Raw genomic sequence first — 14029 nt, forward strand, 5'->3', positions numbered from 1 at the left:
AATATGTCAAATATCCAAACAAGTGAGGCTTTAAATTTATTAAGCCTTGCTCCAAAAAACGAAAATACAACAAAAAAAGAACCAGAAGAGAGTAAAAGTGATGGAGAAGAGTTTTTAAATTCTTTATTACAAGCTATTGATGAAAAAGATGGAAGTTTACCAAAAGATTTTAAAGCCCCTCAAAAAGAAAATACAAATTTAGAACAATTAGAACAAGAAAGCAAATTAACAATTAGCGATAAAATGCTTGATGAAAAAGATGCTTTAAAGCTTTTTGAAGGTGCTAATTTTATGCAAATACTTAGTTTATTAGAAGTTTTGCAAAGCGATAGTAAAGATATCAAACTAAACAAACTTGTAAAAGACAATATAACACTTTTAAATATTGAAAAAAACTTAAATAAATTAAAAAGTGTAAAAAATATCAATGAGCTTTTAAGTATTGCTAAAGAGTTAGGGTTAAATATCAAAAATATCAAATTCGAACAAATAAAAGATTTAAAATCATCTTTTCCAAATTTAGATAAAAAAGGATTTTTTGATATACCAAAACAAAGCAACACTAATGTATTTCAAGATCTTATTAACCAAAAAATATCTAATGTATTAAAAGAAGAAGGTGAAAATTTAAAACCAAAAAATTCAACCAAAACTAAAGATAATCAAACATCGTTATTATCTTCTGCTTTGAAAAATATAGAATTACCAACTAAAAAAGACAAAAAAATAGAACAAGTAAATACCACTATTCAAGAACAAAAATTAGATATTAAAGATAAAAAAATAGAAAAAATTCAAATTTTAGAAACAAAATCTAAAGATATACAAAGTGAAAAACTACCTTTACAAGATGTAAAAACTAATTTTTCTCAAGAATTAAAACCAGAGCAAAATCAGCATTTTTCTACTTCTAAAAAAGATGCTAAAAAGCTAAATGATATAGAAATTATTAATTTAACACAAAATAACCAACAAAAAAATATAAAATCTAAAGAAAAAATAGAACCAAAAACAACAATATATAACAATGATAAATTAAATCCAAAAGAAGAAAATTTCACAAATAAAATAAATTCTGTTTTAGAAAATTCAAAAGATTTTAAAAACAATACCATAGAAACTAAAAATCAAAATATACAAAATACTACAAATAATTTTCAAGAAACAAAAGTAAATTATGATAATTTGTTTAATCAAGATAAAAATATAAAATTGGAAAAAACTACACAAAATACAAATATTTTTTCTGATATCTTTAAAAATGCAACAAAAGAAACTACCCATGAAAAAGAAAACTCTCCGCAAGAGAATTTAAATTCATTTGTAAGAGATTTAAACAGAGTGTCTAATGATTTTATCAAAAATCAAAATATTCCTACAAAAGAAACATTTAATGATTTTGCACAAGAATTTAAAGAAAAATTAGAAAGCTATAAAGCTCCTATTACAAGATTTAGTATTACATTAAATCCTCATAATCTTGGAGAAGTTGAAGTTACTTTAGTTCAAAGAGGCTCGAATTTAAATATTAGTTTTAATTCTAATCAAAATACGCTTAATCTTTTCATACAACATCAAGCTGAATTTAAAAATGCTCTTGTAAATATGGGATTTACGAATTTAGAAATGAATTTTACTAATCAAGAAAGAAAAGAACAAAACAACCAGCAAAAACAAAAACAAAGTAATTCAAAAGAAGAAAAGGTGAATTTTGAAAAAGAAATTCAAGAAAAACCAAGCTTGGAAATGGTTTTGGCAAAGTATTTCTAAATGGAATATTTTTTGCTTTAAATTTTAAAAATATATAAAAAAGGATTTTTATGTCAAATATTAACACAAACTTACAAGGTCCTTTATCTCTTAACACAAGAGATATAAAGAATACAAAGGATGGTTCAAATATTGAGCAAAAAAATGATGGTTTAGTTAGCAATCCAAAAGCAGAACTTGATAAAGATGCGTTTTTGAAACTTCTTTTAATAGAACTACAACATCAAGATCCAACCGATCCTATGGATACTGAAAAAATGCTCACACAAACCGCACAGCTTTCAGCACTTGAAATGCAAGATAATACTAATAAAACTATGACACAACTAGTAAATGCTATGACAAAACTACAAAATTCAATCGCAGCAAGTACTGGTATGAGTGCATTAGCTGCTGTTGGAAAACTTGCAACGGTTAAAGATAATTACCTTATAGTAGCAGATGATGATATACAATTTCAAATTAATATGTATTTACCAAAAGAACCTCAAAAAGGCAAGAAAACAGATATTAAAACAGATGATTTTGAACTTAAGAAAAATGGTGAAGATAAGCTTGATATAACAGGTAAGGTAGATAAAGAAGTAGCAAAACCTGGAGAAACTATACATATAAAATTAAAAGATGACAAAGGTCAAGAAGAAACTGTTCAAGCAGTAGTTGGAGAAGATCAAAGCTTTAAAATTTTAGGACACAAACCAAATCTTGATATCAAAACAGCTAAAATTGATTCAGCTTATAAATCAGATAGCGAACCTGTTGTATTTACTATATACAACGAAGCAGGAGATCCTGTAAGAACTATGAGTGTTAAAGATATGAGTGCAGGTATGAAACAAATAGTTTGGGATAGAACAGATGATAGCGGAAATCCTGTTCCATCTGGAAAATACTATGTTAGAGCAAGTTATACAGGTGAAGATGGAAATAAGGTCAATTCAACCTATGGTGCTTATCCTATTACTGGGGTTAAATTTGAAGATGGTGAAGCCTTAGTTGGTATGGGCGGAAGCTGGGTTAAATGGGAAGATATTAAAGAAATAACAGGATAAAACTATGTTTACAGCATTTTATAATGGAGTTAATGGGGTAAAATCTCAAAGCTATGGTATTGATAACACTGCGCACAATATAAGTAATGTCAATACAGTTGGTTTTAAATACTCTGATGTAGCTTTTAAAGATGTATTTTATAGCACCATTACAACACAATCATATAACAAGGGCCAAAGTGGTTATGGTAGTGTAGCAGGTGCAACTAATGATATTTTCGAGCAAGGACCTTTAGTATCAACTGATAATGAATTTGATGTAGCCATAAACGGAAAAGGATTCTTTGGTGTAAGTAATGGCAATGGAGTGTATTATACTAGAAATGGTGCATTTAGGCCTGATGCAAATGGAAATTTAGTTGATGCAAATGGAAACTATGTGCTTGGAACGATGAATCCATCATTGCAGCAAATTCAGCTAAGCGAAAGAGTTTCTAATATGTTTGGTCAGCAACTTGGGCAAAAAGTTACTACAGCATGGAGCGGAACTCCAGGAGAGAATTTTCAAATAGGAGGAGTAAATAATCAAGGTATTATCTCTGTTCCTAAAAATATGTATTTACCACCTCAACCAACACAAAATATCACTTGGAGTGGAAATTTAGACACTAGCACCAAAACAGAAGCTGTAAATGTAGATGTTGATGCTTCTAAATTTGAATTTATTAAAAATGAAGATGGTAGTGTAAAAATCTCAGGAAGCGTAAAAGATGAAAAAATTTATGGCTTAAAACCAGGTGATATGATTTATTTTAAAATCACAGATGAAAAGGGTGCAAGTCAAACATTACAAGCTACTTTAGATGAAAATATGGCCTTTAGTATTGACAATCAAAAACTAGATAAAGTAGATTTAGAAAGTGCAAAACTAACATCATCTCATTTAAGTGTTCAAAAAGAAGTAGCAGATAGCACAGAATTATCAGCAAAATTAATCAACCCTGATGGTTCTACAAACTGGGTAAAAGTTAAACTTGATAGAGTATTGCCTCAAAATGGAAAAAATTTAGAATATAAAGCGGTAGCACAAGTTTATGATAACAATGGCAATAAAGTTGGCGGAACAACAGAAGGTTTAATAACATTTAACGAAGCAGGTGCTTTAGTTTCAAATACTCTAACTTCAGTAGATAACAACGGCACACAAGTTCAAATCAATCTTGGATCTTATTATGATCCAAACAAACCAAATTCAGGTTATGATGGACTTCATGCTTTAAAAAATAAACAACCCTCTGTTCATACTAAAACAGATGGACTTGGAGAAGGGTTTTTAAATAATTATTCCATTAATACAGATGGGACTATCATTGCGACATTTACAAATGGAGAGCAAATTGCTATGGCAAAACTTGCTTTGTTTAATTTTATGAATGAACAAGGCTTAGAAAAATTAGGAGAAAACCTCTATGGACAAACTGGAAATAGTGGAAACCCTACTTTTTTACAAAATAATGATGGTACTTTTAGTACAGGAATTTTTAAAGGATCTTATTTAGAGCAATCTAATGTAGATTTATCTGTAGCTTTTACAAATTTAATCACTCTACAAAAGGCATATGATTCTAGCAGTAAAAGCATAACAACTGCTGATCAAATGATACAAAAAGCCATTAATATGAAACGCTAATTTACATTAGCGTTTTTTTGGTTTTTTTCTAAAATATATTTTATTTCTTGTTCGAAAAACTCATATACTCTAAGTTGCACTAAAGATTCTTCTTCATTTTTATCTATCAAACGCTCTAGTCTGCTAAAATTAATTTTTTGAGCATATCTTGGATGTTTTTTTAGCAAAAATGATATATTTTTCAATAAAGCATCCAAGCTAAGCTCATTTTTTAAAACTCTATCAACATATTCTTTAGAAGTTTGTATTAAAACAGCTTGCCTACTTTTATCATCAGGATAAACTTCACTAGCAATATCAGATAAAATTTGCCAACTTCGTGGTTTTATATTTTTGTTTGCCACAATAATAGCAGCAAAAGATTTTGCTCTAAATTCTAAAGATAAATGACTTGGAACAAAAAATTCTCTAAATTTAGACAAAAAATTTGCAAATATATTTAACACATCTCACCTCAATGTTTTTTAAGATATTTTAAGATATCATTTTAACTGCCTTCTCTTAGACCTGTGCAATGCTATTTTTAAGCACCGCTTCAGGGTGGGAACACAGCAGAGCACTTGAACTTAGTGTGTGCCGCAGCCATCTGAGAGAGGGTTTTAAATTTTAAAATACACTTTAAGCTCTTGACAAATCTTAAAGAAATTTACTCCACTAATTGTCGGATTATTTTTAAAATACTCATACATTCCAGCAAAACCATTTTCTAATTCTTTTGATTTTACACCATAGCTTATAGACAAAGCTGCTTCTATAAAAGCTGCTAATTTATCACAATACTTCAAAGCCTTTCCATCAATAGCTTTAAAACGATCCTCATTTACTGCATCTAAACTACCACTATAAACACTTGGTTTGTTGTTAAAAATACGATTTTCAAATTCATTTTTTACAAAGGCGCTTTCTTCATTTTGTCCTTCTCTAATACCAAGTATATAACTAAATTCTTCTCTAAAAGATAGTGGTATAAAAGGTAAAATTCTTTCATTAATAAGTTTCATTTCATACTCATTGATGATTTCATTTAAACCATCTATGCCATATTTTACTGGAGAGATGATATCTCTAGTTAAACTTTCGGGTAAATCATGAAACAAAGCACAATAAAAATTGCTTTCTATTCTGCCATCGCATGCTTTTACTTCTAAAGAATAAAAATAAGACAAAATAGCCACTACAAGCATATGCCCTAAAACTGCAGTTTCAGGAATTCTTGGAGTTTGTGCCCATCTTTTTTGAAAACGCAAGCGTCCGCTTAAATCGATTATTTTTGAAATTTTTTGATTAAGGGCGATTTTTCTTGCTCCAATTAACTCATAGTAATCTTCTAATTCTTCTTCAACTTTAGCTTTAATCTCATCAATATCACTTAAAAATGAGCTAGTTTGATAAACTATATTAAACTCCCATCTTGTCGCAAAATATGAAGCAGCTTTTAAAATAAGTCTTTCTTTGGTATAATCTTTACCTTGCAAAAAAAGCTCATAGCGTTTTAAAAATGCACCATTTTCTATATCTTGAATCATTGGTGCGATTTTGCTTAATACCCATGCACTCATTTGTTCATTTTTAGAGCGTAAAATTTCATGATATACATCAGGGCGTATGTCAGTCACTACAACCCTGCTTAAAAACTCAAAAATCCCCGCTTCTATGATAAAACGCATATTAACATCTTTTTCCATTTTAGCAATAAAATAAGCAATGATGAATTTATGTGCTTGTTTGTCAAGCTCGACTAAATTTGTCATTCTAGGATAATCATTCCATCTTGATATAGAAGCAGCTTTAAAAATATGCTCTATTAATTCTACACTAATCATTTATTTCCTTTTTTTGCTGTGATTTTACTTTATTTTATAATCTTTAGCAAATTTTATATAGTATGTGGCATATAGATACAATTATTCTTAAATATTATATGATTAACTATTTTACTTGTTAAAGTATAAAAATTATTTGTTTTGTTAAAATTTAAGTTTTATTTCTGTATTATCTTAAATTATTTTCTAAAAAGTATCAAAATTTGCAATTTAACAATTATGAAAATTAAAAAGGGCTTTTTGTGGAAAAACTAACATCATTTTTTGAAAAATATAATTTAACACAATCTCAAAAAGCTGCTATTGAAAAATTAGAAACTTTTATAGATACTCCGAGTAACAATCAAAATGTATTTTTATTAAAAGGTTTTGCAGGCACAGGTAAAACCTTTATCACTAAAGGTTTAACAGAATATTTAAAAATAATAGGAAGAGCTTTTATACTTGCAGCTCCAACCGGAAAAGCTGCTAAAGTTATTTCCAAAAAAACTCTTTGTGAAGCTTTTACTATACACAAAACTATATATTCTCTAAAAGAAAATAGTATAGTAGAATATAAAGATAAATTAGACAAAACCTTCAAGCTTTACATGAATCTTAGGGTAAATGAAGATGCTGATAATACAATTTATATTATAGATGAAGCTTCAATGATATCCGATAAATACAACTCTCATGAATTTATTAAATTTGGTAGTGGCTATTTATTACAAGATCTAATAAATTATATTAATATTGACTGCAACGATCACAATAAAAAAGTCATTTTTATTGGGGACAATGCTCAATTACCTCCAATTGAAATGAATTTTTCTCCAGCTCTTGATAAAAATTACCTTGTAAGTAAATTTGGTCTACTTGTAGATGAAATAGAACTTACAGAAGTTGTTAGGCAAAAATCAACAAGTGGTATTTTAAAAAATTCTTTACCTATTAGACAGGCACTCAAAAAAGAAATATTCAACCAATTGGAAATTGATGTTAAAAGCTACAACGATGTAACACACGAAGAACACGAAAATTTTTTAAAAGCGTATTTAAGACAATGCAACAATCCAACTGATCAAAACACAATAATAATTGCTTACTCAAATGCTTCTGTTAAAGAATATAATAACAAAATTAGGGAACATTTTTTCCCAGGAAACATAAACAATATAGTAGTAAATGATAAAATTTTAGTTATAGCAAACAATACAAATCATGAAATTTTTATATCAAATGGAGATTTTGGTATAATTCAAAAAATTTCAAGCAAATCAGAAACTAGAACAATAAGACATGGAAATATAAACGAAACTTTAAATTTTAGGGATGCTGTTATTGTATTTGAGCAACTTAATGGACAATTTTATAGCATAACCTGTAAAATAATAGAAAACATTTTATATTCTGAACAACCCAATTTAACTTCCAATCAATACAAAGCATTATATATAGATTTTTTAATAAGACATCCTAAGTTAAAACCAAACACAAAAGAATGGCAAGATGCATTAAAAGCAGATCCTTATTTTAATGCTTTAAGGATTAAATTTGGATACGCTATTACTTGTCATAAAGCACAAGGTAGTGAATGGAAAAATGTATTTTTAAATTGTAAAACACATCAAAGTCAATTATGCAAAGATTATTTTAGATGGCTTTACACAGCTATCACAAGAGCAAGCGATAAATTATTTGTCTTTGATGAGCCGCATATATCAATGTTTTCTAAACTGCAAAAAGATATCTACATTTCAAATACAACAAAAACTATTAGTATTGACAAAAAAAGCGAGCACGATACCTCTAAAATAACTCAATCTCCAAGCAATATCGAGGAAGCAATTTATTTAAAAGTAAAAGATATATTAAACCAAAACAAAATAAGTATTGAAAAAATAAATCATCATCAATATTGTGAAATTTATACTCTTAAATACAGCAACGAAGTGTGCAATATAAAAATAATCTACAATAGTAAAAACAAAATTACAAAAATATACTCAAATGATACAAATATACTAGCTAAGCTAGTAGAAAATTTACTAAAAGTACTTGAAAACACCATAATTTTTAACCCTGTTAAAGATATAAAACCATTTAATGAGGATTTTTTAGAAGAATATTATAATTTCATTAATAAAATCATATCGCCTCATGGTATTGAAATTACAAACATTGAACATTTATATTATCTAGAAAAATATACTTTCAAATATAAAAATGAAATTTCAATAATAAATTTTTACTATAACAACAAAAAACAATTTAGCAGATCTCAACCTAGCAATAACTCTTCAATAAAATTAAGTAATTTTATATTATCTCTTTTGCAAGGATAATATATGTACAAAACAGATATAAACACAGCTGAAGAACTAAGTAAAAATGGAGAATTTGAAAAAGCATTTTATATTGCTCAAGATATTTTTAACAAACAAGATAATTTAAATAAAAGAGAACATGAGAAATTCGGATGGATTATTTATAGATATATAAATTCTGATTGTTTTAAAGAAAAAAATAATACAAACAAATTAAAAAAGATACTTCTTGTTTATTTAAATTTAGACAATGAAAAACCCTCTCTACTTCATTCTAAAATACTTCATAGTGTTATATTTCATGCTTTAAACCATAAAGAAATTAATATATTCAATTTCTTTAAAATGTGGAATCCAAAATATTTACGCGATGAAGATTTTAAAAAACAAGTATACAATGACAAACAATATCCATCATTATTTTTCAGGCTAATTAAAATAGCAGTTGATAATAATATAACGCTTGATATAAATTATCTTGTTGATATTATAGAAAATGAGAATATTATTATTGAAAACATTAGAGAAGCTTATTATTGGAAATTTTATCAGCTATATAAAGAATGCAATCTTGATAAATTGTGGAATAATCTTACTTTATATGCAAAACTATATTCTAATTATGGAGCTTCTCATTGGCACTCTCAAATATTAAAATTTGCCGATAGAATAATGAATGATAAAAACGAGTGGAGATTTTTTAATTTTATTCAATTTTGGAATATTCATAACTTTAGAGCTGATGATTTTAAAGAAGAAACAAATAATGGATATACAAACAAGCCTCTGGTTGTAAAATCTTTAAACAAACTCTTTAATATAATTAAGAAAAATAATATTCAAGAAAATATTAGCTGGATTATAGAACTATATAAATTTGCATTAAGTAAATTTTATGATATTTGGCTACTTAGAGAATATGCTATCTTGCTAGATAAAACAGGGCAAATCGACAAAGCCATTGAAATTTATAAAAAAATAATTTTAGAACTTAACAATCAAGCGTATATTTGGCATGAATTTGCAAATATATTGAAACATAAAGATGAAAAATTATCCATATCTATGCTTTGCAAAGCAATTACTCTACAACCAAATGAAGACTTTTTACCAAAAATTAGATTAGATTTAGCAAAACTATTACTAAAAAACAATCTTTTAGAAGAAGCATATACAGAATTAGCTAAATATAAAATACATCAAGATGAAAAAGGATGGAGTATTTCCAATGATTTTGATGAATTATATAATAAAGTTTCTCATATAAGAAAATTATCAACTAATGACAAATTTTACAAACTCGAAAAAGATGTAGCTGAAAATTATATTTTAACAGATATTGAATTTGTAGATTGTGTGTTCTACAATCTTTTTAAAGACAAAACCAATACAGAAAGATTGCTTTTTACAAATTTTAAAAATATTGAATTTACAATAAAAAAGAATAAATTTGCTTTTTTAGAAAAAATAAGAATAAATGATGTTTATAAAGTTAAATTGTATTTTAGTCAAGTAAAAAATAAATACATGGTCTTACAAATAAATAAGTCTTCTAAAACATTTGATGATATGATCAAAGATTTACCAGAAGAAGTAGCTATAATAGATTCGGTTAATGAAAAAAAGCAATTATTTCATTATGTTATTAATGTAAACAAAGATGGGATTATTCGCTTTAATCAAACCAATATAAAACCAAAAATAGGAAACTTTATAAAAATAAAGTATTTTTCAAACAAAAACAACAATTCAAAAATAGAAATACTAAAAGTAGAATATACAAGTGAAAGCAAAGATTATTTAAGACAAAACATACACGGGGAAATCAGACTAAAATACAAATTTAAAAATACCACATACGATTACAACGAGGCTATTAAAATAAATGAAATAAACATTCACAATCCTGATTTTGCTTTTATTGAAAATTACTACATCTCAAAAAAATTATTAGAAGAGCACAATATCACTTCAAATATGCAAATTAAAGCAAAAGCACTATTTAACGGAAGCAAATGGAATGTTTTTGATATTAAAACAGCTAACATAAAAAATTAGTAATATTTTTGTTAATTAAATAAAACTGATATTTTAAAAGTTTTTTGTATCACTTAATTTAAGATATATTCATCCCTCTTTTTTTATTCTTATACTCTTTAATGTATCTCCAAATTAACATTTGACTCATAAAAGCCTTGAAAACGCATACTATAATACTAATCAAAAAGCTCTTTTGTTTTATAAAGTGCATATCCTTCATAATAATAGCTTGCATCAATCCCTCTTGCAAAAAGATTAAAGCTATGAATATCATCACTCAAAGCATTTTGAAGTAAAATTTTTATCTCTACATCTTTAATAGGGCTTCTTTGCATAGCCATTATATAATCATCCTTATCTATCAAACCCCAATCAACCACTTTTTTTAACTCTTTTTTAAGTATCAAATCAAGCCAAATTCTCATACTTCTACCATTTCCTTCTCTAAAAGGATGAGCTACATTCATTTCTATATATTTTTCTACGATTTGCTCAAAGCAAGATTGCTCCATGAGTTCTATTTTTTTAATTGCTTCGTGTAAATAAACAGCAGGAGCAAATCTAAAATTTCCTTTTGAAATATTTACCTCTCTTATTTTTCCTGCAAAATCATAAATATCTTCAAATAATTTTTGATGAATCACCCTTAAGCTTTCAAAACTTCCTGCTTTTAATGTATCTAAAAAACCACTTTCAAATAAAGCTTTTGCCTTTAGTTTGCTTATTCTTTCTTCTTCTTTGGCTAATTCTAGTTGATTTTTTATACCAAGTTTATTTTTAAGCACCATTTTAAACCTTTAAAGTTTTATATTTTATAAGATATTTAATATAAACTTTATTAAATTTATGATTTAAAACTCTTTTGTTTCGCTTAACTCAAGATAAATTTCATCATTTTTACTAAGCTCTTTGCGATGATAAATACTAAAAGTATGTCCGTATAAACTCACACTTAGCTCATAAAAATCCCCATAAAACACACACTCTAAAACACTAGCTTTTAAAGGAGTTTGATTTTTAGAAATTTGAATATCACTAGGCCGTAAAATTCCATTTTTATTTTGCAAATACTCTTTAAATTTTATATCCGTAACCACACTAGGCTCGATAAAAAAAGCTTCACCTAAGAAGCAAGCACTATCTATACTTTTAGGTTTATAAAAAAGCTCTTTAGCGCTTCCATAATCTAAAATTTTTCCATCTTTTATTAAAGCAATATTATCAGACAAATAAAAAGCATCTTCTTTATCGTGTGTTACAAAAATAGCACTTAATTTATGCTCTTTTAAGATATTTTTGATTTCTTTACGCATTTTAACACTCAAAGTGTGATTTAGGTTAGAAAAAGGTTCATCAAAAAGCACTAATTTAGGCCTTGTTATGATAGTTCTTGCCAAGGCTACTCTTTGAGCTTGTCCGCCACTTAATTCATTTGGGTAACGACATAAAAGCTCATTTAAATTTAAAATATCTAAAAGCTCTTTAAGTCTTTGATTTTGCTCATTTTTGTTTAGATGTGAAATTCCAAAACATATATTTTCTTTTACATTTAGATGAGGAAATAAAGCATAATCTTGAAATAAAACCCCCACATCTCTTTGCTGTGGAGTTAAATATAAATTTTTTGAGGCAACTAATTTTTCATCTATATAAATTTCTCCGTCATTGATTTCAAAAAATCCAGCAATACATCCAAGCAAAGAGCTTTTACCACATCCACTTTCACCAAGTATGCTTAAAATTTCTCCTTCTTTTAGATCAAACGAAATACCTTTTAATACTTCTACATTTGAAAAAGACTTATGTAAATTTTTTATTTTTAGCACTTGCATAGCTTTTCCTTTTGGTTATTTTTTTCTTGCAAATAATGCATTAAATATGTAGGAACAACTCCAAACACCACTATAATCAAAGAAGGCAAAGAAACATTATAAATCAACTCTGTTTCACTATATGCAAACACTAAAGATGAAAGCGTTTGAAAGCCAGAAGGTGAAAGTATAGTTGAAATAGGTAATTCTTTTAAAATATCCACACAAATAATCACCATAGCCAAAGCCAAATAATGCTTCATCAAAGGAAAATGAATTTGAGTAAAAATTTTAAGCGGTTTTGATTTTAAAGTTAAATTCGCATAGTCTATATTTTTAGAAATTCGCTCATAGCCTGATTGGGTTGCAAAAATTCCTGAAGCCAAAAATCTTACAAAATATCCAAAAAATAAAACTAAAAATCCTCCTCCAACAGCATACTCAAAAGATAAAAAATCAAAAATATAATTTAATACACCTAAAATTACCAAAATTCCCACAGCCACTACAGCACCAGGTAAAGAATATCCAAGAGTTGTGATATAAAGAATCATCTTTGAAAATTTAGTATCATTTAAACGCGTTATAAAACATAAATAAAATGCTGCTATTACTATAGCAAAAGAACTAACCAAAGAAACACTAAAACTATAAAATGCTGGTAATAAAGTATTGTATAAATTTTGCATAAAGTCAAAACAAGCCCAATAAATAAGCCAAACAATAGGCACTATAAAAGCAAAAAATACCACCAAAAAACACCATAAAAAAGCTAAAATCGATCTAAAGCCTTTTAGTTCTTCTTTAGGGGTAATTATAAAAACATTTTGAGTAAAACCTTTTTTTCCTCTTTGAATTTTTTCTAAAAACATTAACAAAGCAATAAAAACAAGTAAAGCTACACTTAAAGCTATAGCACTAACCTCATCTCCGCCACTCCCCCAAGTTCTAAAAATACCTGCACTAAAAGTATCTACTCCAAAATATGCCACCAAACCATAATCACTTAAAACTTCCATAGCTACCAAAAGTAAAGCTCCTACTATACCCACACGGCAAAACGGTAAAATCACTTTAAAAAATATTTTTAAATTGGAAGCTTTTAGAATTTTTGCACTTAAAATGATATTTCCAAGCCCATAAGCAAAAGTATTTTTAGCAAAAAAATACACATAAGGATAAAGTGCAAAAGACAAAATCACTATAACTCCATAAGAATTCATAATATCTATGCGTTTATCTACCCCTAAAAGCGTAGGAATTAAACCTTGAAATTCAAACAAATCAATCCATACAAAACCCATCACATAAGAAGGTATAGCCAAAGGTAAAATCAAAAACCATTCAAAAAATTTAGAACCAAAAAATTTATAAAAAGCAATCAAATAAGCACTAATTAATCCTATTACCAAACACAATGCCAAAGTTCCAAGCAAAATAAAAGCACTGCTAAAAATATAACGCGGTAAGACATTTTTGCTCAAATGCTTTAAGGTATTAATATCTATAAAAGGCAAATGTAAGATAATAGCAAGTATAGGCAGTATAATCAAAACACAGAAAAAAAAGGCGGCCAAAGACCACCTTAAACTTA

The 14029-nt window shown here is 27.3% G+C and carries 10 protein-coding genes and 1 other RNA gene; 6 read left to right on the plus strand and 5 right to left on the minus strand.

Features of this window, described 5'->3' with window-relative positions:
* The first annotated feature begins 3 nt into the window (after window positions 1-3).
* From fliK to CPEL_RS08130, 3 genes are read left to right on the plus strand one after another with little or no spacing between them, the layout of a single operon-like run.
* Complete coding sequence (gene fliK / locus CPEL_RS08120; protein ID WP_049984609.1) at window positions 4-1770, plus strand: flagellar hook-length control protein FliK; 1767 nt, start codon at window positions 4-6, stop codon at window positions 1768-1770.
* A gap of 50 nt (window positions 1771-1820) precedes the next feature.
* Complete coding sequence (locus CPEL_RS09830; RefSeq protein WP_049984610.1) at window positions 1821-2822, plus strand: flagellar hook assembly protein FlgD; 1002 nt, start codon at window positions 1821-1823, stop codon at window positions 2820-2822.
* A 4-nt stretch (window positions 2823-2826) separates the two neighbouring features.
* Window positions 2827-4452, plus strand: coding sequence for a flagellar hook protein FlgE (locus CPEL_RS08130; RefSeq protein ID WP_044599409.1), 1626 nt, complete (start codon window positions 2827-2829; stop codon window positions 4450-4452).
* Here the strand turns inward: CPEL_RS08130 and CPEL_RS08135 are convergent.
* Window positions 4449-4898 carry a hypothetical protein gene (locus tag CPEL_RS08135; RefSeq protein ID WP_044599410.1) on the minus strand — a complete coding sequence of 150 codons (450 nt, stop codon included), beginning with the start codon at window positions 4896-4898 and terminating at the stop codon, window positions 4449-4451. The two genes, CPEL_RS08130 and CPEL_RS08135, sit on opposite strands and share 4 nt — an antisense overlap.
* A gap of 52 nt (window positions 4899-4950) precedes the next feature.
* Here CPEL_RS08135 and ffs point away from each other — a divergent pair.
* Window positions 4951-5048: signal recognition particle sRNA small type (gene ffs, locus CPEL_RS08890), an RNA gene on the plus strand.
* 3 nt (window positions 5049-5051) lie between these two features.
* On the opposite strand, the gene CPEL_RS08140 is transcribed toward ffs, so the two are convergent.
* Window positions 5052-6275 (minus strand): HD domain-containing protein, encoded by a 1224-nt coding sequence (locus CPEL_RS08140; RefSeq protein WP_044599411.1) that lies wholly within the window; start codon window positions 6273-6275, stop codon window positions 5052-5054.
* A gap of 242 nt (window positions 6276-6517) precedes the next feature.
* Here CPEL_RS08140 and CPEL_RS08145 point away from each other — a divergent pair, with 242 nt between their 5' ends.
* Both CPEL_RS08145 and CPEL_RS08150 read left to right on the plus strand, forming a co-directional pair.
* Entirely contained in the window at window positions 6518-8602 is a 2085-nt protein-coding gene (locus CPEL_RS08145; RefSeq protein ID WP_049984611.1) for an ATP-dependent DNA helicase, read from the plus strand.
* 3 nt (window positions 8603-8605) lie between these two features.
* Window positions 8606-10642 carry a tetratricopeptide repeat protein gene (locus tag CPEL_RS08150; RefSeq protein ID WP_044599412.1) on the plus strand — a complete coding sequence of 679 codons (2037 nt, stop codon included), beginning with the start codon at window positions 8606-8608 and terminating at the stop codon, window positions 10640-10642.
* Between the two features lie 158 nt (window positions 10643-10800).
* Here CPEL_RS08150 and fic read toward each other — a convergent pair whose 3' ends face one another.
* The 3 genes from fic to CPEL_RS08165 all read right to left on the minus strand — a co-directional run bounded on the left by fic (window position 10801) and on the right by CPEL_RS08165 (window position 14012).
* Entirely contained in the window at window positions 10801-11412 is a 612-nt protein-coding gene (fic, locus tag CPEL_RS08155; protein ID WP_044599413.1) for a protein adenylyltransferase Fic, read from the minus strand.
* A 63-nt stretch (window positions 11413-11475) separates the two neighbouring features.
* Window positions 11476-12456, minus strand: a complete 981-nt coding sequence (locus CPEL_RS08160; RefSeq protein WP_044599414.1) for an ABC transporter ATP-binding protein — start codon at window positions 12454-12456, stop codon at window positions 11476-11478.
* On the minus strand, window positions 12444-14012 hold the full coding sequence (locus CPEL_RS08165; protein WP_049984612.1) for an ABC transporter permease: 1569 nt from the start codon (window positions 14010-14012) through the stop codon (window positions 12444-12446). The genes CPEL_RS08160 and CPEL_RS08165 overlap by 13 nt, the downstream gene beginning before the upstream one ends.
* Window positions 14013-14029: the final 17 nt, after the last annotated feature.

Origin of the sequence: Campylobacter peloridis LMG 23910 (genome assembly GCF_000816785.1) — a bacterium.
GTDB lineage: Bacteria > Campylobacterota > Campylobacteria > Campylobacterales > Campylobacteraceae > Campylobacter_D > Campylobacter_D peloridis.